Annotated in this window: 24 protein-coding genes and 1 tRNA gene; 7 read left to right on the top strand and 18 right to left on the bottom strand. The window is 64.1% G+C overall.

Annotated features, from left to right (window positions below):
* Positions 1-7: 7 nt before the first annotated feature.
* The 9 genes from EV700_RS11840 to EV700_RS17235 form a co-directional block, all read right to left on the bottom strand.
* Entirely contained in the window at positions 8-1,345 is a 1,338-nt protein-coding gene (locus EV700_RS11840; RefSeq protein WP_130414028.1) for a sensor histidine kinase, read from the bottom strand.
* 112 nt (positions 1,346-1,457) lie between these two features.
* Positions 1,458-1,841, bottom strand: a complete 384-nt coding sequence (locus EV700_RS11835; RefSeq protein WP_130414026.1) for a roadblock/LC7 domain-containing protein — start codon at positions 1,839-1,841, stop codon at positions 1,458-1,460.
* 2 nt (positions 1,842-1,843) lie between these two features.
* Entirely contained in the window at positions 1,844-2,968 is a 1,125-nt protein-coding gene (locus EV700_RS16860; RefSeq protein WP_165391452.1) for a 2Fe-2S iron-sulfur cluster-binding protein, read from the bottom strand.
* Between the two features lie 13 nt (positions 2,969-2,981).
* Positions 2,982-3,374 carry a roadblock/LC7 domain-containing protein gene (locus EV700_RS11825; RefSeq protein ID WP_130414024.1) on the bottom strand — a complete coding sequence of 131 codons (393 nt, stop codon included), beginning with the start codon at positions 3,372-3,374 and terminating at the stop codon, positions 2,982-2,984.
* Between the two features lie 73 nt (positions 3,375-3,447).
* The gene (locus tag EV700_RS11820) at positions 3,448-3,855 is read right to left on the bottom strand and encodes a hypothetical protein (RefSeq protein WP_130414022.1); all 408 of its coding nucleotides are present in this window, start codon (positions 3,853-3,855) and stop codon (positions 3,448-3,450) included.
* Entirely contained in the window at positions 3,842-5,254 is a 1,413-nt protein-coding gene (locus EV700_RS11815) for a phosphatase domain-containing putative toxin (protein ID WP_130414020.1), read from the bottom strand. The genes EV700_RS11820 and EV700_RS11815 overlap by 14 nt, the downstream gene beginning before the upstream one ends.
* Positions 5,254-5,826, bottom strand: a complete 573-nt coding sequence (locus EV700_RS11810; RefSeq protein WP_130414018.1) for a GTP-binding protein — start codon at positions 5,824-5,826, stop codon at positions 5,254-5,256. The genes EV700_RS11815 and EV700_RS11810 overlap by 1 nt, the downstream gene beginning before the upstream one ends.
* A 2-nt stretch (positions 5,827-5,828) precedes the next feature.
* Complete coding sequence (locus EV700_RS11805) at positions 5,829-6,578, bottom strand: hypothetical protein (RefSeq protein WP_130414016.1); 750 nt, start codon at positions 6,576-6,578, stop codon at positions 5,829-5,831.
* A gap of 179 nt (positions 6,579-6,757) precedes the next feature.
* Positions 6,758-6,880, bottom strand: a complete 123-nt coding sequence (locus tag EV700_RS17235; protein WP_278044912.1) for a hypothetical protein — start codon at positions 6,878-6,880, stop codon at positions 6,758-6,760.
* Between the two features lie 208 nt (positions 6,881-7,088).
* Between EV700_RS17235 and gpmI the strand changes: the two genes are divergently transcribed.
* The 3 genes from gpmI to EV700_RS11790 all read left to right on the top strand — a co-directional run bounded on the left by gpmI (position 7,089) and on the right by EV700_RS11790 (position 10,927).
* The gene (gene gpmI / locus EV700_RS11800; protein ID WP_130414014.1) at positions 7,089-8,627 is read left to right on the top strand and encodes a 2,3-bisphosphoglycerate-independent phosphoglycerate mutase; all 1,539 of its coding nucleotides are present in this window, start codon (positions 7,089-7,091) and stop codon (positions 8,625-8,627) included.
* 109 nt (positions 8,628-8,736) lie between these two features.
* Complete coding sequence (locus tag EV700_RS11795) at positions 8,737-10,311, top strand: S41 family peptidase (RefSeq protein WP_242610251.1); 1,575 nt, start codon at positions 8,737-8,739, stop codon at positions 10,309-10,311.
* A complete protein-coding gene (locus EV700_RS11790) occupies positions 10,298-10,927 on the top strand; it encodes a GNAT family N-acetyltransferase (protein ID WP_130414012.1) in 630 nt (209 codons plus the stop codon). The genes EV700_RS11795 and EV700_RS11790 overlap by 14 nt, the downstream gene beginning before the upstream one ends.
* A 4-nt stretch (positions 10,928-10,931) precedes the next feature.
* On the opposite strand, the gene hisF is transcribed toward EV700_RS11790, so the two are convergent.
* Genes hisF through hisB form a run of 4 tightly spaced genes read right to left on the bottom strand, consistent with a single transcriptional unit; the run spans position 10,932 to position 13,683 of the window.
* Entirely contained in the window at positions 10,932-11,696 is a 765-nt protein-coding gene (gene hisF / locus EV700_RS11785; protein ID WP_130414010.1) for an imidazole glycerol phosphate synthase subunit HisF, read from the bottom strand.
* 3 nt (positions 11,697-11,699) lie between these two features.
* On the bottom strand, positions 11,700-12,431 hold the full coding sequence (gene hisA, locus EV700_RS11780) for a 1-(5-phosphoribosyl)-5-[(5-phosphoribosylamino)methylideneamino]imidazole-4-carboxamide isomerase (protein WP_130414007.1): 732 nt from the start codon (positions 12,429-12,431) through the stop codon (positions 11,700-11,702).
* A 25-nt stretch (positions 12,432-12,456) separates the two neighbouring features.
* Positions 12,457-13,089 carry an imidazole glycerol phosphate synthase subunit HisH gene (gene hisH, locus EV700_RS11775; RefSeq protein ID WP_130414005.1) on the bottom strand — a complete coding sequence of 211 codons (633 nt, stop codon included), beginning with the start codon at positions 13,087-13,089 and terminating at the stop codon, positions 12,457-12,459.
* Positions 13,090-13,683, bottom strand: a complete 594-nt coding sequence (gene hisB / locus EV700_RS11770) for an imidazoleglycerol-phosphate dehydratase HisB (protein ID WP_130414003.1) — start codon at positions 13,681-13,683, stop codon at positions 13,090-13,092.
* Positions 13,684-13,832: 149 nt separating this feature from the next.
* Between hisB and EV700_RS11765 the strand changes: the two genes are divergently transcribed.
* On the top strand, positions 13,833-14,219 hold the full coding sequence (locus EV700_RS11765) for a GNAT family N-acetyltransferase (RefSeq protein WP_130414001.1): 387 nt from the start codon (positions 13,833-13,835) through the stop codon (positions 14,217-14,219).
* A 3-nt stretch (positions 14,220-14,222) separates the two neighbouring features.
* On the opposite strand, the gene EV700_RS11760 is transcribed toward EV700_RS11765, so the two are convergent.
* Positions 14,223-14,627, bottom strand: coding sequence for a DUF4124 domain-containing protein (locus tag EV700_RS11760; protein WP_130413999.1), 405 nt, complete (start codon positions 14,625-14,627; stop codon positions 14,223-14,225).
* A 113-nt stretch (positions 14,628-14,740) separates the two neighbouring features.
* On the opposite strand from EV700_RS11760, the gene EV700_RS11755 reads away from it, so the two are divergent.
* A tRNA-Phe gene (locus tag EV700_RS11755) sits at positions 14,741-14,816 on the top strand.
* 105 nt (positions 14,817-14,921) lie between these two features.
* Here EV700_RS11755 and EV700_RS11750 read toward each other — a convergent pair.
* Entirely contained in the window at positions 14,922-15,707 is a 786-nt protein-coding gene (locus EV700_RS11750) for an HNH endonuclease (protein WP_130413997.1), read from the bottom strand.
* A gap of 131 nt (positions 15,708-15,838) precedes the next feature.
* Positions 15,839-16,189 (bottom strand): hypothetical protein, encoded by a 351-nt coding sequence (locus tag EV700_RS11745; RefSeq protein ID WP_130413995.1) that lies wholly within the window; start codon positions 16,187-16,189, stop codon positions 15,839-15,841.
* Between the two features lie 239 nt (positions 16,190-16,428).
* Between EV700_RS11745 and EV700_RS11740 the strand changes: the two genes are divergently transcribed.
* On the top strand, positions 16,429-17,562 hold the full coding sequence (locus EV700_RS11740) for a GNAT family N-acetyltransferase (RefSeq protein ID WP_207224657.1): 1,134 nt from the start codon (positions 16,429-16,431) through the stop codon (positions 17,560-17,562).
* Here EV700_RS11740 and EV700_RS11735 read toward each other — a convergent pair.
* The gene (locus EV700_RS11735; RefSeq protein WP_130413993.1) at positions 17,549-19,420 is read right to left on the bottom strand and encodes a patatin-like phospholipase family protein; all 1,872 of its coding nucleotides are present in this window, start codon (positions 19,418-19,420) and stop codon (positions 17,549-17,551) included. The two genes, EV700_RS11740 and EV700_RS11735, sit on opposite strands and share 14 nt — an antisense overlap.
* A gap of 100 nt (positions 19,421-19,520) precedes the next feature.
* The gene (locus EV700_RS11730; RefSeq protein ID WP_130413991.1) at positions 19,521-20,276 is read right to left on the bottom strand and encodes a ParA family protein; all 756 of its coding nucleotides are present in this window, start codon (positions 20,274-20,276) and stop codon (positions 19,521-19,523) included.
* Positions 20,277-20,504: 228 nt separating this feature from the next.
* On the opposite strand from EV700_RS11730, the gene EV700_RS11725 reads away from it, so the two are divergent.
* Positions 20,505-21,962: an aldehyde dehydrogenase family protein gene (locus EV700_RS11725; protein ID WP_130413989.1), complete on the top strand. Its 1,458-nt coding sequence runs from the start codon at positions 20,505-20,507 to the stop codon at positions 21,960-21,962.
* Positions 21,963-21,964: the final 2 nt, after the last annotated feature.

Raw genomic sequence — 21,964 nt, 5'->3', positions numbered from 1 at the left:
AATTGTCTCAGGCTAGGGGCCAGATGGCCGTAATGGTCGTGCCCTCGCCGGGGGCGGAGGCGATATTGAGTTTGCCGCCGGACAGGTAAGCGCGTTCCCGCATGCTGATGGTGCCCAGCCCGGCGTCGTGTTCGCGGGATTCCTGCGGGCAAAAGCCGCGACCGTTGTCGCGCACGGTCAACGTCATCAGGCCGTCGTTGTGCTCCAGCGTCACTTCCAGCCGCGAGGCCTTGGCGTGGCGCAGGCAGTTGGTGACGGCTTCCTGGGCGATGCGCAGACAGGCGTGCTTGATCTCCGGGGTGAGTGCGGGCAGTGCTTCGTCGATGCGGACGCGCATGTCCAGCGCCGAATGATTGGCGATCTGCTGCAACCAGGCGCGCAACGCCCGTTTCAGACCGAATTCCTGCAAATGGCGGGGATGCAGACTGCCGGAAAAATTGCGCACGAAATCGATGCATTCATCCAGCAGCACCATCCAGTATTGCATGGCTTCGCCCAGGCCCTGCGTCAGGTCGCGGTTGCCCAGCCGGTTGTGGATGGCCAGCTTCAGTCCGATCAGGGTCTGGCCCAGCACGTCGTGCAGCTCCCGCGCCAGCGAGGCGTGGTGATTGTCGAGATAGGTCAGCAGGTGCCGCGCCAGCCGTCGGTAGCGGATTTCGGTTTCCTGGAAGCTGGGCATGTCGGTGCGCAGCCGTTCCATTTCCTCGGCGACGGAGAACACCGCCCGCGTGCCGTCCGGCAGGGTGCAGGGGCATTGCATCACCATATAGTGCCCGGTGGCGCAGAAGCGGTCGCTGCAGATGTATTCGAAGATGACGCCCTGGTCCATGGCCAGCGCGTAGCGGTCCGCCTCCAGGGTCTTTTGCGCGTCCTCCGGGCACAGGACGTCGCTGACAGGCTTGCCGACCACGCAGCTTCCGGCGGGAGCGAACTGGCGGGTGAAGCGTTGGTTGGCCCAGACAAAGCATCCTTCGGCATCACGCAGCGAGACCGGCACCGGCAGGCTTTCCAGCCAGTCCTGCCAATCGGAGTCCGCCACCACCGGACGTAACCGCAGCAGGTGATGACGAACGCCGCCCCCGAGATCGACGGCATGGACCCGGATGTCGCAAGGCTGTCCGGCGACCGGGCAAAGCACGCCGGTATCGAGCAGGGCGATGGCGGCCGGAGTCGCGGGCAGTCCCAGCCGGTCAATGTGGTCGCCCGCCGCGACCGGAGCGGCCGCAAAGGCCCGGCCGGGGCTGGCGAACAGCACACGGCCGTCACCGTCACAGACGAGAATGCCGTCGTCGCCGGTGGCGGCCAGGGTGGTGAACAGCGGGGACAGCAAAGGTTCGCAGGTCATGAAATATACAGAGGAGGGTATGTAGAAGGATTAAAGCCATTTTCAGGGCCGTGGGCAATAACCATGTCAGTGATATGGGTATAAATTCGCATTTATGCCGGTGCGTGAAGGTTCAGACCAGGATCCGCAAGGCCTGGTTCAGCATCTCGCCCGCGCGTTGCCGGGTCCGGCGCAGGCGGTCGGCTCCCGCCGTTCCGGCCGAGGCGACCAGCAGGATGTAATCGCCCGCCAGCAAGCTGACATTCCACAAGGTGTTGTCCGCGCCCCAGATCAGCATTTCCGTGGGGCCTTGCGCCGCCAGCTGCCCCAGGCTGGCGGCGGTATTCACCATCAGCCCCGAAGCGCAGGCGGCAGATTCGTCGGCGTCGAATTTCCCCGAGGAAGCCAGCACCAGCCCGTCCGGTGTCGACAGCACCGCGCCATGGAATCCGGGGCATTCGCCGCATTGTTCCAGCGCCTTGCGGATGTAGAGCATGGTGGTGCGTGACATGGCCATGATCAGGGTGCTCCATCCGCCGCAGCCGAGGCGGTGCAGGCCTCGCAGCCCAGTCGGCCGATGCGTTTGTGGTAACGCACCATCGTGTTGGCGGCAATTTCGTCGCCGCAATAGTCACAGACCGTCGCCTCTTCCAGCAGGCAGGTTTCGTACTGCTCGGTGTCCACCAGCAGGTCGCCAACCCGTTTCAGCCACGGCTTGTACTTGACGATGTCGGGCCGGAACTGTTCTTCGTAACGCGACCAGCGGGCGATCAGGTCATCAGGGATGCCGTGTTCACGCATGGCTTGCAGCATCAGGTTCTGGCGGTGGTCGAACAGGACGTCGGTAATCACCATCCAGTTGTGCGAGTTGCGCGGCTGTTCGCCCAGGAACACCGGCTGGTCCTGGATGCTTTCCTTGAGGAAGGCGAACTGCTTGCCGATGATCCGGTCGATGGTGACGCGCTCGAAGAAGGGCCGCAGTTCCGGGTCGGCGTAGACCTTGGTGTAGAAGGTGGTCAGCACCGCCCGCACCATGCTGTCGCCGCCCAGTTCATCCCACAGGCCCGGTTCGGGCGGCAGCGGCGTGACCGGTTCCGCCGGTTCCACCGGCAACGGGCCGCGCAGACAGAATTCCAGCCCTTCGCGCGGCGTTGCCCGCAGCCATTCGGGCAGGCGGGTGCTGTCTTCCAGTTCGACCGTGACCAGCGTCTCGTCCTCCGGCGCGCTGATGAAGAGGGCGGTGCACTCGCCGTCCAGACGTTCGCTCATCAGCTTGGCCAGTTGTCCGGGTCGGTAGGTCAGCCGGGTGAAGGGATCGAAGACCAATTGCCAGCGGTTGTCGCCGGAGTAGTTCATGGCTTCCAGACGGCAGCGGGTGACGCTGTCTTCCGCCGACAGCGGCGCCAGCAGCATCGGTCCGGTGGGGCGGCACTGGCAGGCCAGCAGGCAACCGCGCGCCTGCTGGTGTTCCGGCAGCTTGCGCCGGGCGGCTTCCGGCACGTCGCCGTCAATGCAGCGCACCATGCAGCGGTGGCAAATGCCGCTTTTGCAGGAAAAGGGAATCGGCGCGCCGGCGCGCAGCAGGGCGTCGAGGGCGGTTTCGTGGTCGCGGCAGACCACGGCGTGTCCCTGGTAATGGAGCACGCGGGAATTCTTGTCAGAGCACACTGCCGATCTCACCCAGTTTGTTGGCGGCGTTACGGGTCTCCATGATCAGGCGTCCCAGGTTGGCCTTCGGGCGGGCCGCGACCGCCAGTACCGCCACCAGTCCGGCGTGGGTCAGCAGCACCGGACCCTTGGTGCCGTCCAGGATCACCTGCCGCAGTTGTCCGCGCTCCACTTCCTGCGCCGCCTTCGAGGCCAGCGCCAGCAGCGAGGCGCACATCGCGCCGAAACGGTCGGCGTCGGCGCTATCCGCCAGTTGCGAGGCGACGATCAGGCCGTCGCGCGAGACGACCGCTGACGCTTCAATATGCTCCTCGTCGGCATGCATCTGCCGCAGGATGGAACGGGCTTTCCGGGCGAACTCCGCCTTGTTGTCATGATTCATGGTTGCGTGCCTCGTGTGCTTCGTCCTGAAGCCCGGCGGCGGGCGGCCGCCGGGGATTACGCCGGTTTACCGGTCAGAGCGCCTGTTCTACGCTGGGCATGCCGGCGCGGGCCTTGGTCAGCACCATGCCCAGGTTGGCGCCCTTGCGGCAGACAAAGCACAGCACTTGCTGCTGTTTCTTGCCGCGGATGAAGACGTGGATCAGGTTGTCGCTGTTGACGATGATTTCCTGGAAGTAGTGATGCTCGGTGGATTCCGGCAGGCCGCGCGCCTTTTTGAAGATGTTTTCGATGGCGACGACGTTGGGGCCCTGAAAGAGGTCGGTGGTCGCGGCCGCGAGGAAGTCGAACACTTCCGACGGGTGCGAATCCACGGTCTTGATGCTGAGCACCATGCCGGAACTGAGATCGACAAAACCGGCGGCGACACAGTCGGGAACGCTGGTCATGGCGCGTTGCAGGGCGTCATCAAGCTTGCTCATAAGAAACTCCAGGTATTGTGGTTATGGGGGTGGTCAGAGGCGCTTCTCCCGGCCTCGTTCGGGGTGTTGCAAGCAGCGCGGCGGCCTCGGGGCCGCTGGCCAGCAGGTCGGCGAAGGCGCTGAGGAAATCGACTTGCGCCTGTGACTGGATCATTCCCGACTCCAGCCGCCGCACGTATTCAATGGCGTGCAGCGCGCTGTATTCCCCGTGGCCGCTCCACAGCCAGTAGGCGGCCAGCAGCGTGCCGGTGCGGCCCAGTCCGGCGCGGCAGTGCAGGGCAACGGCGTCGCCCTCGCCGATCCAGCCGTCGATGTCGCGGCAGATGGCGATCGCCTGGGTCAGGGAAGGCGCGTGCATGTCGGGAATCGGCTCGCTGGCGCAGGCGATGCCGAAGCGCCCGGCCTGGATCGGGTCAAAGGGGACTTCGGTCAGCGACACCAACCGGGTGATGCCGACATTGCGCAGCGCGTCCAGGTCGTCGTCGGTGTCATGGACAATGCCCGGCCAGGGCGTGCCCGCCAGCCGCCCCGGAATCAGCCAGACAAACCCGCGCGGCCCCATGAAGCGGCTTTTCGCGGTGGGAACGGGCGAGCGGTCGGGGATTACGGGCGGCCGGGCCGGGGCGTTGTCGTAGGACAGGCTTTCCTCAGGTTCAGGGCTATCCATGGCGTCCTCCGCACACGATCCGCTGACCAGAAATTGCTGCCCGGCCTGGCTGCATGGGGCGCGGAAAAAAGAAGTGGCGTCACCGGTTTCCTGTACCTGGCCGCTGGCCATCAGCACCAGATGTTCGGCCAGCGCGCGCGCCTGCCCCAGATGGTGCGACACCAGCAGCACCGGCCGTTGCGTGGCGGCGGCGCGGATCAGGCGGCCGACGCGCGCGGCGTCGCCGTCGTTCATGGTCGCCGTCGGCTCGTCCAGCATCAGCAGGGCGGGGCGGCCCAGGATTTCGCGCAGGATCGACACCAGCCGCTGTTCGGGGAAGTCCAGCTTCACCACCGGCCAGTCAAGCCGTTCGATGATCCAGTCCTGATCCAGCTCGCGGCATAGGGCGGTGACGCGGCCCAGCTGTTCCGGCCGGGTCAGCCGCGAGCGGTCGGCCAGGCCGGAGATCAGGTTTTCCAGCACCGACGACACCATCAGCGCCGCCTTCTGCATTACCAGCGCCGGTTTGTCGGCCGGGCCGTGACCGCGATACTCCGCGCGGCCCCAGGTGCGCAGCGCCGGGTTGTTGTCGTTGAAACCCGCCAAGGTGCGCACCAGCGACGACTTGCCGGTGCCGGACGGGCCGAGGATCACCGTCAGGCCGCGCGCGGGCACCGCCAGATCCATCGCCCGCAACACGACGCGGTCGTTGTAGGCCAGGCCGAAACCCTCCAGCGTCAGGATGGCGTCCATCAGGCGCGCACCGGCTGCGCCAGCCGCTCGTGCATTTCCAGCATCGCCGCCAGCGCCACCATCAGCGCGCTGGCGTCATGGCGGCGGCGGGCGTCAACCCGGAACAGCGGAATCTTGCCCGCCGCGAACGGCACGGGGTTCCGGCGCAGATAGTCCTGATAGACCGCCAGCGAGGTGTCCGGCCGCTCGTCGGTGTGGGTGACGCCGATTACCAACGGCAACGTCTTGCCCATCAGCAGCCCTTTCAGGCGGCCGGTATAGAAGGCCAGGTCCTGCAAGGGGTCGGGATTGGCGTGGTTGAGCATGATCACCAGTCCCCTGGCGTGCTCGATCAGGATTTCCCACATGAAGTCGAAGCGTCCCTGGCCGGGCGCACCGTACAGGCGCAGCTTGTCGCCGCCGCCCAGGTGCATCACGCCCACATCCATCGATACAGTGGTCTTTTCCTTCAGCAGCGCCGTTTCATCGGTGGCGGCGACATCGGTATCCAGCACGTCGATATCGGACAGCGAGCGGATCGCTTCGGTCTTGCCCGCGCCAACCGGGCCCATGAACAGGATGCTCCATTCCATGATCAGGCGGCTCCCTTCAGGCGGTTCCAGATTTTTGACAGGAATGAGGACGGCTTGCCCGACGGCGTCTGCTCGTGCAGCGGAATGACATTGGCGGCTTCGGCGGCGTCCTGCTGCCGGTGCAGGACCTCGACGCCGTCAACCGGCGGGCAGGCGGCGATGGCCTGCAGCACCTGGTCGACGATGACGGGGTCAATGTCCAGAAAGCGGCTGACGGTGGCGGGCGAACAGCGGCGGACGGCCAGCAGGGCGCAGATGCGCGCGGCATGATGCAGTTGATCGTCCGGCAGCTGCGGCAGGTCCGGCCATGCCAGCAGGCTCAGCAGCGGCGCAGGGTCCGGCATCGCCGCGTCGGCGGGCCGGGGCGCGGGTGTCGCAGCTTCGGTTGCGGTGACAGCCGTTGCCGGGTGGGTCAGGTTGTCGAAACAGGCGGCCTCGATCGCTTGCAGCAATTGCAGGAATTCACTGCCGCGAATCGGTTTCGACAGGCTGAAAGGGCGGTCGGTCAGGCGGTGGGGGTGGGTGCTGAAGGCGACGACAACCTCCGCGCCGGAGGCAGGCAGCGGATCCGGATGGATGCCGTCGTCCAGGTCAAAAATGGTGACGTCATACGGGCCGACTTCGCTGAATGACCACTGGTGCTTCAGGTTGGCAGTCGAACCCTGATTCAGAACCCGGATCATGGAACGAAAGATGAGGTGCTGACGCGTCTCGCTGGACACGCAACCAATGACGCGAACCGTCTTTGTCATGAAACTGATCCTCGTTTCCCAACCGCGCACCAGGGCGCTTTTTATAATTTTCGTTGGGAAAACAATATCGTCTCGCGGTCTGTCCGAGTATTCGTGGATTCCCTTGTTCGCCCGGCAGGGAAACCCTAGGCTGAGTAGGGTCTTTCCGGATTGACATTTGACAAAAACCTGATCAAGCGTCAGTCCGGGTTTTCATCGGCGGACGACCGCCAGGATTCCGGGCAGTCACCGGCGGCCAGCGCCAGCAGGAAGAGGCGGGTGTCGTGGCTGAAGCTTTTCAGCAGACGGTGCAGGGTGGACATGAGGCGGTGACTCCATTGTTGTTATTGGAATTTGCCGGTGCGGGAGGCCGTCCGTCCGATCATAGACAGCCCGTTGCGGGCCAGCTATTAGGGTTTCCCCTAGAAAGGACGGGCGGCCTGTCGTCGCGAAAACCCGCCATTTCTTATCTTTCGCCGCCAGTGCTGTTAAAATACCCGCCTCTTTCCGCAGCACCGAGTCCGGCCTTCCATGCGTAAACCCCACGTCCTCATCATCCTTGACGGCTTCGGCCATCGTGAAGCCTCCGATTCCAATGCCATCAAGGCCGCCCGCACGCCGCACTGGAACCGCATTCTTGCCGAGAACCCGCACGGGCTGATCTCCGGCTCCGGGGAAGACGTGGGCCTGCCCGACGGGCAGATGGGCAATTCGGAAGTGGGGCACATGAACCTGGGCGCGGGCCGCATCGTCTATCAGGATTTCACCCGCATCACCAAGGCCGTCCGCGACGGCGACTTCTTCCGGAATCCGGTGATCACCGCCGCCGTCGACCAGGCGGTGGCGGCGGGCAAGGCGGTGCACGTGCTGGGCCTGCTGTCCGAAGGCGGCGTCCATTCCCATGAAGACCACCTGCACGCCATGGTGAAACTGGCGGTTGATCGCGGCGCGCAGCACGTCTATGTGCACGCCTTCCTTGACGGTCGCGACACGCCGCCCAAGAGCGCGCTGCCCTCGCTGCAGAAAATGGAAGCCGCCGTGCGCGCCACCGGCAAGGGCCGGGTCGCCTCGATCATCGGCCGCTATTTCGCCATGGACCGCGACAACCGCTGGGATCGCGTCGAACAGGCCTACCGCCTGCTGACCGAAGGCGTGGCCGTGCGCACCGCGCCCACGGCGATGGCCGGTCTGGACGCCGCCTATGCCGTCGGCGAAACCGATGAATTCGTCAAGGCCACCGTCATTGCCGCCGAGGGCGAGTCGCCCGCCGTGCTCGCCGACGGTGACGCCGTGGTGTTCATGAATTTCCGCGCCGACCGCGCCCGCGAAATCACCCGCGCCTTTGTCGACGAGGAATTCAGCGGCTTCACCCGCGCCGTGCGCCCGCAGCTGGCCGACTGGGTGATGCTGACGCAATATGCCGCCAGCATCCGGGCACCGGTCGCGTACGCGCCGGAAAGCCTGCACAACACGCTGGGCGAATACCTGGCGGCGCTGGGCAAGACGCAGCTGCGCATCGCCGAAACCGAAAAGTACGCGCACGTCACCTTCTTCTTCAGCGGCGGCCGCGAAGACCTTTATCCCGGCGAACAGCGCATCCTGGTGCCGTCGCCGCAGGTGGCCACCTACGACCTGCAGCCGGAAATGAGCGCCTTCGAAGTCACCGACAAGCTGGTGGCCGCCATCCGGTCCGGGGAGTTCGATGTACTGGTCTGCAACTACGCCAACGGCGACATGGTCGGTCATACCGGCGTCTTCGAAGCGGCGGTGAAGGCGGTGGAAGCGCTCGATGTCTGCCTGGGCCGCCTGTACGAGGCCGTGAAGGAGACCGGCGGCGAGATGCTGATCACCGCCGACCACGGCAACGTCGAGCAGATGGTGGACTATGAAAACCATCAGCCGCATACCGCGCATACCTGCGAATTCGTGCCGTTCGTGTACGTCGGCACGCGCCCGGCGACCATTCGCGGCGGCGGCGTGCTCTCCGATGTCGCCCCGACGCTGCTGACGCTGATGGGCGTGCCGGTGCCGCCGGAAATGACCGGCAAGGTGCTGGTGCAAACCGCCTGAGCGGCGATCAATAACAATAACCCTACATGCGCTTGCACCGGTGATTCCAACAGCCGGGGCAAGCCTGCTACTCTCTCCCTCACGTTTTGCCAACCATCGCATTTTCACCATGCCCATGAAGAAACTGAGCGCCCTGGCGCTGGCCCTGCTGGCTTTCAATAGCGCCGCCATGGCCGGGGATGAAACCGCCGCCGCGCCCGTCCCGACGCCGGCCGCCGCCACGGCGGCGGAGGCTGCCCCGAGCCTGCCGCTGGATGATCTCCGCACCTTTGTCGATGTGTTTGAACGCATCCGCGCCAGCTATGTGGAGCCGGTGGACGACCGCACGATGTTCGAGAATGCCATTCGCGGCATGCTGACCGCGCTGGACCCGCATTCCGCCTATCTCAATGAAAACGACTATGACGACCTGAAGGCCGCCACCACCGGCGAATTCGGCGGCATCGGCGTCGAGATCGGCATGGATGACGGCATGCTGCGGGTGATTTCGCCGATTGACGACACGCCCGCCGCCAAGGCCGGGGTGCAAGCCGGGGACTACATCCTGAAGCTGGAAGGCAAACTGGTGAAAGGTCTCAGCCTGAACCAGGCGGTGGACCTGATGCGCGGCCCGATCGGCCAGCCGCTGCACATGACCCTGCAGCGCAAGGGCCGCGACCCGTGGGATGTCAGCATCGTCCGCAACCGCATTGAAGTCACCAGCGTCAAGGTGCGCGAACTGGAACCCGGCTTCGCCGCCATCCGCATCAGCCAGTTCCAGACCCGGACCGGCCGCGACCTGGTGAAGGAGCTGATCAAGCTCAAGAACAACACGGCCTCTCCGCTGAAAGGCCTGGTGCTGGACCTGCGCAACAACCCCGGCGGCGTCCTGCCCGCCGCCATTGACGTTGCCGACGCCTTTCTCGACAAGGCGCTGGTGGTCTATACCAAAGGCCGGACGGAAGAGTCGATCCAGCGCTACGAGGCGCAGGATGGCCAGGTCATTCCCGGCATCCCGCTGGTGGTGCTGGTCAACGGCGGCTCGGCCTCGGCGTCCGAGATTGTGGCCGGCGCCCTGCAAGACCAGCATCGCGCCCTGATCGCCGGAACGACCACCTTCGGCAAGGGTTCGGTGCAGACGGTATTGCCGATCAGCGACAAGAAAGGCATCAAGCTGACCACGGCCCGCTACTACACCCCCAGCGGCCGCTCCATCCAGGCGGAAGGCATCCGTCCGGACGTGGTGCTGGAACCGGCCAAGCACACACTGATTCCGTCCAACGACAATTTCAAGGAAGCGGATCTGGTCGGTCATCTGGCCAATCCCAATGGCGCGGCGGTTGATAAGCCGTCCCCGGCGGCGACGCCAACGTCGGAAGCCGCTGCTCCGGCGGCGGAACCGGCGGCGGCCAAGCCGGTTTCCGGCAAGAAATCCCGCAAGGCGAAGCCTGGTCCGGCATCGGCCCCAACCCCGGCTCCCGCGCCTGCCGCCGCCCCGGCGGTTGACAGTGAGGAGGTTGTGGATGGCGTCGGCGATGCCAAGCCGACCGACAAGGCCACGCCGAAGCCATTGGCGGAAAGTGATTTCGTGATGTACGGCGCGCTGAACCTGCTGAAAGGGGCGCTGTTCTGGCAACCTTCGGCCGCTGCCACAGTCCCTGCCGCTGCGGTTCCGGCTTCGGCTCCCGTGAATGCGAAGCCCTGACGACAGGCCGCCCAAGGCGGTCAGCATCCGGCAAGCCACGCCCGCCGATCGCGAAGCGCTGATCGACACGCTGGTGCGCGCCTTCGCTGACGACCCGATGTACACCTGGCTGACCCATCGCGGCCGGCATTTCGACCGGCGCTACCGCCAGCTGTTCGGCGCGTATCTGGATCACCTGGCCTTTCCGCACGGGCAGGTCTGGACGACAGAAGACCTGAAGGCCACCGCGCTGTGGGCGCCGCCGGGGTGTTGGGAACTGGGGTTATGGCAGCAACTGCGCTTCGCCCCGGACTGGGTGCAGGTGCTGGGATTGAAGAATCTCTGGTCGCGCTGGCGGGCGGTGGATCACATCCAGTCGCGGCATCCGCACACGCCGCACTGGTACCTGATGGTGATCGGGGCCGATCCGGACGTGCAGGGGCAGGGCAGGGCGTCGGCGCTGATGAAGCCGGTGCTGGAAGTAGCCGACCAGATGCAGGTCGGCGCATTCCTGGAGACGCCGAAGGCAAGCAACATTCCGATTTACGAGCGCTTCGGCTTCCGGGTGACGGAGGAAATCCGCATCAAGAACGGGCCGACGCTGTGGCTGATGTGGCGCGACCCGCAAGCTCTGTAGAAACTCAGATTTCCCGCATCACGATGCCTTTCCCGGCCAGATACGCCTTGGCCTGCGGCACAGTGTATTCTCCGAAGTGGAAGATGCTGGCGGCCAGCACCGCGTCGGCGTGACCCTTGAGGATGCCGTCGGCCAGATGGTCGAGGTTGCCGACGCCGCCGGACGCGATCACCGGCACGTTCACCGCATCGCTCACCGCGCGCACCACGCCCAGGTCGTAACCGGCCTTGGTGCCGTCGGCGTCCATGCTGGTCAGCAAAATCTCGCCCGCGCCGTATTCCGCCATCTTCGCCGCCCAGGCCACCGCATCAATGCCGGTGTCCTTGCGGCCGCCGTGGGTAAAGATATCCCAGCGGCCTTCCGCCACCTTCTTGGCGTCAATCGCCACGACGATGCACTGCGAGCCGAATTTGTCCGCCGCCGCCCGCACGAAATCGGGGTCGTAGACCGCCGCCGAATTGATGCTGACCTTGTCCGCGCCCGCGTTGAGCAGGTTGCGGATGTCCTCCAGCTTGCGGATGCCGCCACCGACGGTCAGCGGCACGAACACTTCCGAGGCCATGCGCTCCACCGTCTTCAGCGTGGTGTCGCGGCCCTCGTGGCTGGCGGTGATGTCCAGGAAGGTGATCTCGTCCGCGCCCTGCGCGTCATAGCGCTTGGCGATTTCCACCGGGTCGCCGGCGTCGCGGATATCGAGGAATTTCACGCCCTTGACGACACGGCCTTTGTCCACGTCCAGGCAGGGGATGATGCGTTTGGCGAGGGTCATGGCTTACTCCGCGTCCGCCAGCGCCTGCGCTTCCGCCAGGTTGATGGTGCCTTCATAGATCGCCCGGCCGGTAATGGCGCCGATGATGCCGTCCGCCGCCACCGTCTTCAGGCGCTTTACGTCGTCGATGTTGGTGACGCCGCCGGAAGCGATGACCGGCAGGCCGCAGGCGCGGGCGAGGGCGGCGGTGGCTTCCACATTCACACCCTGCATCATGCCGTCGCGGGCGATGTCGGTGTAGACGATGGCGCTGACCCCGGCGGCGGCGAACTGCTTCGCCAGGTCTTCGGCCTTCACCTGCGACACTTCCGCCCAGCCGTCGGTAGCCACCCAGCCGTCCTTCGCGTCGATGCCGACGATGATGCGGCCGTGGAAGGCCTTGCAGGCGTCAATCACGAACTGTGGATCCTTCACCGCCTTGGTGCCGATGATGGCCCAGGTCACTCCGGCGCTGACATAGGCTTCAATGGTGTCCAGCGAACGGATGCCGCCGCCGATCTGGATCGGCAGGCTGGGGTGCTTCTTGGCGATGGCCTTCACCACCTCGCCGTGGATGGGCGTGCCGGCGAACGCGCCGTTCAGGTCCACCAGATGCAGGCGGCGCGCGCCCTGGGCCACCCAGTGGCTGCCCATGCTGACGGGGTCGTCGGAGAAGACGGTGTCGTCCTCCATGCGGCCCTGTTTCAGGCGGACGCACTTGCCGTCCTTGAGGTCAATGGCGGGGATGATCAGCATGGTTGTCTCGCAATAATTCAGGTAATCAGGCCTTCCAGCCCACAAAATTCTTCAGCAGCTGCAGGCCCCACTTCTGGCTTTTTTCCGGGTGGAACTGCACGGCGAAGAGGTTGTCGCGGCTGATGGCGGTGGTGAAGTCGAGGCCGTAATGGCTGCGCCCGGCGACCAGGCTGTCGTCTTCCACCGCCACGTAATAGCTGTGCACGAAGTAGAAGCGGCTGTCCTGCGGGATGTCGGCCCACAGCGGGTGCTCGATGGTCTGGTTGACGTTGTTCCAGCCCATGTGCGGCACCTTCAGGCGCTCGCCGTTTTCCACCAGGTCGTTGCCAAAGAACTTCACCTGACCGGCAAACATGCCCAGGCAGTCGACGCCGCCGTTCTCCTCGGAGCGGTCGAGCAGCGCCTGCATGCCGACGCAAATGGCCAGTACCGGCTTTTGCAGTGCGGCTTCGCGCACTTCCGCATCCACGCCCACCGCCTTCATGCCCGCCATGCAGTCGCGCATGGCGCCGACGCCGGGGAAGACCACGCGGTCGGCGGCGCGCACCTTGGCCGGGTCATGGGTGATGATCACTTCCGAGGCGCCGACATGCTCCAGCGCCTTCGCCACCGAGTGCAGGTTGCCCATGCCATAGTCAAGAACAGCAACACGGGTCATTTACAGGCTTCCCTTGGTGGACGGGGTCTGGCCGGCCATGCGCGCATCGACCTCGACCGCCATGCGCAGGGCGCGGGCGAAGGCCTTGAACACGCTTTCCACCTGGTGGTGGGTGTTGCGGCCGCGCAGGTTGTCGATGTGCAGCGTGACGTTGGCGTGGTTGACGAAGCCCTGGAAGAATTCGTAGAACAGGTCGACATCGAAACCGCCGACGCTGGCGCGGGTGAACGGCACGTGGAATTCCAGCCCCGGACGGCCGGAGATGTCGACCACGACGCGGGACAGCGCCTCATCCAGCGGCGTGTAGGCATGGCCGTAGCGGCGGATGCCCTTCTTGTCGCCGATGGCCTGCGCGAAGGCCTGGCCGAGGGTGATGCCGCAATCCTCGGCGCTGTGGTGGTCGTCGATCTCGGTGTCGCCGGTGCAGGTGATGCTGATGTCGATCAGGCCGTGGCGCACGATTTGGTCCAGCATGTGGTCCAGAAAGGGCATGCCGGTTTTCAGGTGGCCGATGCCGGTGCCGTCGAGGTTGACGGTGGCGGTGATCTGGGTTTCCTTGGTGTTGCGGACGACTTCAGCGCGGCGCGCAGTCATGGCGGGTCGGTCTCTGGCCGGGGAAAGAGCGTAATTATAGCGGATATTGGGCAACGGGGGCATTACGCTTGGCAGGTTGCCGATACCCCTGCTATCGTCAGGGGATTCGCTGTGTCTTTCGTCCCGTCCTTATTCCGGAGTTTTCCGCCATGCCTGTTTCCGTCACCGCCGAGAAGTCCCTTACGCCCGAGCTGAGCGCCGGGTTGTCGAAGCTGTATGCCTCCAGCCCAGAGTTTGGCAGCGGCCAGGAAGCCGTGGACGAGGCGGAGCGGGTGCTGGCGGCGGGCGGAACGGTCTATGTCGGCTGGTTCAACGGCAAGGCGGTCAGCAGCATCATGGCCTGGGGGCCAGACGATGCTCGCACCCTGCGCTGGATTGTGGTGCATGCCGCCAATCGCGGCCGGGGCATCGCCGACCGGCTGGTGGCCGAGGCCAGCCGTCTGGAGCGGGAGCAGGGCCGCAGCCATTTCGAGCCGGGCTGCACGGCCATTGCGCGGCTGCTGAAGATTGACGCGGCGCGGCTGGCGAAAGCCTAGTCCTTACTTGCAGTATTCGCGCACGCGGCGCTGGGCGCTTTCCAGCTGGTCGCGGGCGTATTCATCCACATTCTTGAGCGGTTCGCGGGCGCCGGTCTGCTGGTTGTAGGTGACGGGCTGTTCCCGTCTCCAGTAGGCGACGTCATCGCGGGCGCTGAGGCAGGCGCTGGCGTTGCGGCTGTTGTCCTGGGGTGGACGGTAATTACCGGGGTTGGTAACCGGGGCGACCTGGCCGCCGGTTTTGGGGGCGACGGGTTTGGCCATCACCTGCGCCTTGGCGTTGACGGGTTCGTGATCCGAGAAATGCACTTTGCCGTCGGCGTCGGTCCATTTGTAGAGTCCGGCGTGGGCGGTGAGGGTGAAGAGGCCCAGCAGCAGGATGCCGAGGGTGGAGCGGGCGCTGTTCATGCCGGTAATCTCTCGTGTTTTGCAGGGAATTGTAGCCTGCGGCAAGGGATGTGTTCGAGTCCTGAAAGTGCTTGACACTCAAAAGGCTTTTGGCTTTAATACGCGCCTGCCGTGGCCCGGTAGCTCAGTTGGTAGAGCAGCGGATTGAAAATCCGCGTGTCGACAGTTCGATTCTGTCCCAGGCCACCATCTCATTCAAAAGACCCCTGCATGTGAAAACGTGCGGGGGTTTTTGTTTTTGGTGCTTTTGCTTAGGCGGCTCTGACGGACTCTCTCTGATGCAAGAAGCCATTGTTAGGTTGGAACGCCTTGGAAGCGGTGCTCCCGATGCCATTGCACAAACTCCGGTGATGGCAGGAACCGTTCCGGTAGCTCAATGGGCTGGTCTTGCAGCCCCCAAAATGCCGTTTGCAGGAATAGGTTCCCAGTGCTCAGGAGGCTCTCCGATAGCAAAACGCGGTAATTGCTGTCCAGTGTTAGCAGACCTTGGTCAAAAGCCCGATCATGAAGTGTGGACAGGCAAAGGCCATTGCGCGGGTTCAATCGGTTCGCCTTGTCCTGACTCCAAGGCACAATATGGCTGGCGACCAGCAAGACATTGTCGCTGACGCCTGTCATGCAGCATCGCCCGCGATAGCTGCTTAATACCGCTTTACGGAAAAATTGCTGTTTGATTCTTTGCTGAATAATAACTGCGCGTGTCTCACCACTAAAGTCGGCATCGATTTCATCGGCAACAACGAGATTTGGCATTGCTTTGGTGGTGTTCAGAAGTTGACGCTGTTGCTCGCACTCAACGGCCAACTGCTCCCAATTAGCATTGAATTCGTCCCAGACTTCTTGATCCAGTTTGGACGAATTTTTCATGCCTACCCGACCGGAGCCTGTGATCGAAGGATCAAGACTAGCCAAATTGACCAGTTTATATGCCAAGGCAGAAGGCGTTCGGCCGATCAGGCCAGCCAGTTCGATGATTTCAGGATTACGGCTGTGCAGTTTTCCAAAAGGGAGTTGGCAGTATAGATGAAATGCCAATTTCACTTGGTCCCGGGTCCAAAGTTTGGAATTTGAGCTAGTCATCTCTCGCCTCGGCCATGCTCGCTGAAAATTCTCACAGTTATGTTACCTATCAATCCATGCTCTTGAGATTCGTTTTTCTTCCACTACCGTCTTTGTCCGATGTGCACGTGGGCTGACTATTTAGGTTGAGATTATGCCGCCTGTCTCGCTACATCGGCCAAAACTTGCTTGATACGGCGGGCGCGCCCAGCCGGTGTGAGGCAATGCTCTTTGTGAGTCCAGCGAAACTGGAGAAATGCACCGTTGTGAGGCTTCCTTGTGACGATAAAACCCAAACTGTTTACGAAGTGAAGGTTGCTGACAACATAGAGTTCATCGCCATCACCTTGAATCAGTGTCCACAAATAGTTATTGCCAGCTTCTTTGGCGGCTTTCCAGTCTTCGCCATACTTCCCCAAGATATGGTTGTCGCGATGGCCCAGCCCGGCTGGAGTATAGGGAATGAAAATGTCAAAGATGTCGCAGTGAATTGTGGTATTCATAACCGGATTCGGGATAGAAGGGGCGGGAAATAGCAGTGCAGTGAGCATAGCCCTCATCAGGCTATCTTACCGCGCCTGATTACCTCGTCTATGATTTATTTAGGATTTTTGGCTCTGGCGAAAATGCAAAAATTGCTGACTTGGTGGGCGACGGTTAATCGTCATTTCTTTTATGTCGCACTGATAACTACTGCCGTGAATTGGGGACTGAGAGGCACTCAGGTGATTCAGGAAAACCAATGATCACATCCAGAATTCTTTCCGCCATCACCGAAGTCCCTCCTGCCGGCTGGAATTTTCTGACCAACAACCCATTCCTCTCCCACCCCTTCCTCCTCACCCTCGAAACCTCCCACAGCATCGGCCCCGGCACCGGCTGGGAACCCCGCTACCTGCTGCTGGAAGACGAAGGCCGCCTGCTCGCCGCCATGCCCCTTTGGATCAAGACCCACAGCTGGGGCGAATACGTCTTCGACCAGGAATGGGCCCGGGCCTACGCCCGCCACGGCCTGTCCTACTACCCCAAGCTGGTCGCCGCCGTCCCCTTCACCCCGGCAACCGGCCCGCGCGTCCTCATCCACCCCGACGCCGATCCCGCCGAAATCCATCCGGCCCTGATCCAGACGCTGCACCATTACCGGCACGAAACCGGGGCCAGCGGCTGGCACCTGCTGTTTCCCGACGAAACCACCGTGACGCACTGGCAGGGCAGCGGCGCGCATCACCGCTTGGGCTGCCAGTTCCACTGGCGCAACCGCGACTACACCCGCTTCGACGACTTCCTGGACTGCATGACCGCCAAGCGCCGCAAGGAAATCCGCCGCGAGCGCCGTCGCGTCGCCGAGCAGGGTGTCAGCCTGCAACGCCTCAGCGGCGCTGACCTGCGCCCCGAGCACGCCGACCTCTTCATCCCCTTCTACCAGGACACTTACCGCCGCCGCAGCGGTCACGACGGCTACCTGACGCCCGCGTTCTTCCACCAGCTGTTCCGCCGCATGCCGGAGCGCTTGCTGCTGGTGCTGGCCTGGCAGGACGGCGAGGCCATTGGCGGTGCGCTCAGTCTGATCGGTGACGACACCCTCTATGGCCGTTACTGGGGTGCGCTGCGCGACGTGGAATGCCTGCATTTCGAAGCCTGCCTATATCAGGGCATCGAATTCTGCATCGAGCGCGGGCTGCAACACTTCGACCCCGGCGCGCAGGGCGAGCACAAGATTCCGCGCGGTTTCGAGCCGGTGCTGACGCATTCCCTCCACTATCTGGCGCATCCGGGTTTTCACGAGGCGGTGGGGGAATTCGTGGCGGAAGAGGCGGAGATGGTGCGGCGCTATGCGCAAGAGGCGCGGGGATTGTTGCCGTTCAGGGAGGGGTGATTTTCTCTTCCGCCCGCGCCAACACTTCCCGCGCATGCTCATGCCCGATCTTCACCAGCGCGTCAAAGAAATTCCAGCCCAGCAATTCAAAGCGCCGCAGGTCGGGACTGAACAGCACATCGGCCTCGGCGCGCGCCAGTTCGCTGCGCTGCGAGCTGGCCAGCAGCGAGCTTTGCACGATGCTCGACAGCAGCGTCGGCACCCGATACAGCCGCTGCCGCCCGTTCAGGAAGCGGTCCATCAGGAAATCCACCGGGCCGGGAATGTCGTCGAATTCCGGCTTGCTGCCGGGCAGCCACGAAAAGTCCACGGCCAGGATTTTCTTCACCGCCATGTCCGCCATCACGTCCACCGGCAGCGAGTTCATGAACGCGCCGTCCACATGCAGGCCGTCGCCCAGTCGCACCACCGGAAAAATGCCGGGCAGGGCGGCCGAGGCGCGCACCGCCTTCCACAGCGACCCGCGCCGGTGCACCACCTCGCCGTTGGTGGCCATGTCGCTGCTGATGCAATAGAAGTTGATCCACAGGTCTTCAATGTGCAGGTGGTCGGGAAACACCGACTGCAACAAGGTGTTCAGCCGCTTGCCCTGGAAGACCGACAGGATCGGCAGCGGACTCAGGTCATTCAGGTGGGTGGGGTTCTGGCGGAAGGAGTGGCGCACCTTGTCGGCCAGCCGTTCCACCGGATGGTCCAGCGCCACGCCCGCCGCCATGATCGCGCCGATGCTGGTGCCGCCGACGCGGTCAACGGGGATGCCCGCTTCCTCCAGCGCGCGGATGATGCCCACCGCCGCCAGCCCGCGCGCGCCGCCGCTGCCCAGCACCAGCCCCACGGCGTTGCCGGTCAGCAGCCGCGCCAGCCGCGCCATGTGGCGCGGGGTGCTGCGCCGCACATGGATCACTTCGCGCACCCACGGCCGGGCGTCCAGCCAGCGGGCGGTGCCCACCGGCATCAGCGTTTCGGGGTCGTGCCACAGCATCAGCTGCGTGTCGGCCTGCAGGCGGTGGCCGCCGTCGTTGCCGTTCATCAGCGCCTTCTCAAAATCGGGCGGCATGGCGCTGTCGGCGGCGTCGGCCAGCAACAGCACGCGGTCGGCCTGGCGCAGGCAGCGCTGCGTCCAGGCGTCGTCGCAAGGATTGGCCAGATACACCACGTAGTCGTTGCGGCTCTCCAGCTTGTCCAGCCAGGCGCTCAGGTGGCGGTAGCGGTCGGGGTTTTCCTTGCCGACAAAGGCGACGCCGGGCGAGCCCAGTTCCTGGTCCACAATGGCGGGGTCCAGCAGCACGGTCTTGCCGCAGGCGGCCATGCCGTGGGCCAGTTCCACCCGGAAGCGGGTCAGGTCGATATGCGGTGACAGCGGCAGAATGGTGATGTTGCTGACCTGGTCGACGCGCCGCCGCCGCACCTGCTGGCTGCGGTTGCGGCGGATCACCAGCTTGGCGGTTTGCAGCAGCAGTTGCGGGTACTGCATGAACCACTGTTGCAGGCGGTCGGTGGAAATGCGCACCACCACGCTGTCGCGGGTGGCCAGCACCGTCGCGCCGCGCACGTCGTCAGAGAGCACGGCAATCTCGCCGACGGTTTCGCCGGGTTTGATGTCGCCCAGCACGTGGCGCAGGCCGTCGGGGGCGGTGCGGATGGCGCGCAGGCGGCCGGAAATGACGAAGTAGGCGGCGTCGCCGGGATCGCCCTGGCGGAACAGGGTGTCGCCGCCTTCGCACTCCCGCCATTCGCACTGGGCGAGGATTTCCTCCAGCACCCCCGGCTCCAGTTGGCCGAAATAGCCGGTCAGGATGCGCCGGAAGCGCGCGGTCTGCTGGCGGGTGGCGTGCGGGGGCAGCGGGGTGGAGTCCATGCGGGCGGGTCCGGTGGCCGGCGGGCCCGCCGGTGCCGGTCAGGGTGGATGCGGTAGCGGGGCCTGACTTCAGTCTAGTTGCTGCGCCCCGGCCTGCAACTCAGTCCTCGAATTCGCGCAGCAGCGGCTGCAGCTCCACCCACAGCGTGGCGAAGGCCTTGGCGCCCTTGCCGTTCGGCGCGAACAGCATCACCGGCGTCTGGTGCTCGCCCATCTTCTCGATATCGGAAGTGAAGGGGATGGCGGAGTAGAGGAAACGGTCGCTGCGGGCGCGCAGGGTTTCCATGGTGTGGCGGTGCAGCGCCTTCTGCGCCTGCACCATCGAGAAGAACGGCACCAGCTTCTGCTTCGGGTAGTCGTGCTCTTCAAAAAAGGCGTTCAGCTGGTCGAAGGTGCGTTCGGACAGGGTGGTGGGAATCACCGGCGCCAGGATGTAGTCCGAGGCGTTGAAGATGCTTTCCGCCAGGTTGCCGATGGTGGGCGGGCAGTCCAGGATTACCAGCTCGTATTCGTCCTTCAGGCCTTTCAGGATGTTGTCCAGCCGCGACTTGCGCTTGCCCAGCGCGTCCAGCAGCACGTCGAACTGGCGGAAGCCGAGGTGGGCGGGAATCACGTCCAGTCCATCGAATTCCGAGTGCTTGATGTGTTCCAGCAGGTGTTCGTAGGCCTTGAAGAAACGCTCGCTCCAGTCCTTCTTGGCGGGCTTGACCTTGAAGTAGTACGACGAGGCTCCCTGCGGGTCGAGGTCGATCAGCAGTGTCTTCATTCCGGCGTTGGCCGCCATCCACGCGACGTTGACGGCGGTGGCGGTCTTGCCGACGCCGCCCTTCATGCTGTAACACGCCAGAACCTTCATGCCTTGCCCTCCGGAAGCCTTGTTGTTGTCAGGGTTAATCTTCCATTGGAAACCATCGCGGCGGTCGTGGCCAGAGGGAATTCGATGAATTTTTCATGAACGGGGGCGGAGCCGGGGGAAATATCCGCCAAAAGGGGCTGGGGCGGCCCGGGCGGTCATGGCACTATAGTCCAAACGCCGGGTTGTCCCGTCCGGCCCCTGCGGTTGTCCCGGAGAACAAGAACAATCATGAACGCCATCAATGCATCCGTTTATACCGAATCCGATCCCGTGAAAATGCGCGCCGTGTTCGAGGCGCAGCAGGAAACCGCGATCCGCTGGCGGCAATCCACCGCCGCCGAGCGCATTGAGCGCATCAAGCGCCTGCGCGAGGCGATGCTGGCCCGCCGCGACGATTTCTACGCCGCCTTCGCCAGCGATTACCGCAAGCCCGAGGCCGAGGTCGATGTCACCGAGCTGATGCCGGTGCTGGATGAGATGCGTCACGCCATCGGCCGGGTGAAGCGCTGGATGAAGCCGAACCGTGTGTGGCCCACCAGCCTGATGATCATGACCAAGGCCTGGGTGCAGTACCAGCCGCGCGGCCGGGTGCTGATCATCGCGCCGTGGAACTATCCGCTGAACCTCTGCTTCGGGCCGCTGGTGTCGGCGCTGGCGGCGGGCAATACCGTCATCCTCAAGCCGTCGGAAATGATGCCCGCCGTGTCGAAGGTGATGGCCGAAATCATCCGCGAGGTGTTCCCGGAAAACGAGGTGGCGCTGTTCGAGGGCAGCCTGCCGACTTCGCAGGCGCTGCTGGATCTGCCCTTCGACCATATCTTCTTCACCGGCTCGCCGATGGTGGGCAAGATCGTCATGGCGGCGGCGGCGAAGCACCTGACCAGCGTGACGCTGGAGCTGGGCGGCAAGTCGCCGACCATTGTCGATGAAACGGCCGACCTGAAGACGGCGGCGGAAACGCTGATGTGGGGCAAGTTCCTCAACGCCGGGCAAACCTGCGTCGCCCCGGATTACCTGTACGTGCACGACTCGGTGAAGGACGCGTTCGTCCGGGAATGCCGCACCATTCTCGAAGCGCGTTACGGCAAGTCGGCTGGCGAGCAGAAGGCCAGCCCCGACCTGACCCGCATCGTCAATCCGCGTCATGCCGGGCGCGTGGCCGGGCTGTTGCAGGAAGCGGTGGACAACGGCGCGCGGCTGCTGACCGGCGGCGATGTCGATGTCGACAGCTGCTGGATTTCCCCGACCCTGCTGGATCAGGTGCCGCCGAACGCCAAGGTGATGGAGGAAGAGATTTTCGGGCCGGTGCTGCCGATCATTGCATATGATGATCTGAATCAGGTCATTGCCGACATCAACGCCCGTCCCAAGCCGCTGGCGCTGTACCTGTGGAGCAAGAACCAGGGCAACATCGACTTCGTGATGCAGAACACCACCTCCGGCGGCGCCTGCATCAACCACTGCATGATGCAGTTCGTGCACGGCAACCTGCCCTTCGGCGGCGTCAACAATTCCGGCATCGGCCACGCCCACGGCCATTACGGCTTCAAGGCCTTCTCGCACGAGCGGGCGGTGGTGCGGTCGTCGTTCATCATGCTGGTGAAGCTGTTCTTCTCGCCCTATGACGCGACGCGGCTGAAGGTGATCAAGGCCTCGCTGGCGTCGTTGAAGTTGCCGATGCCCTGACC

Origin of the sequence: Fluviicoccus keumensis, assembly GCF_004217445.1 — a bacterium.
GTDB lineage: Bacteria > Pseudomonadota > Gammaproteobacteria > Pseudomonadales > Moraxellaceae > Fluviicoccus > Fluviicoccus keumensis.
This window is presented reverse-complemented; position numbering and strand designations above follow the sequence as displayed.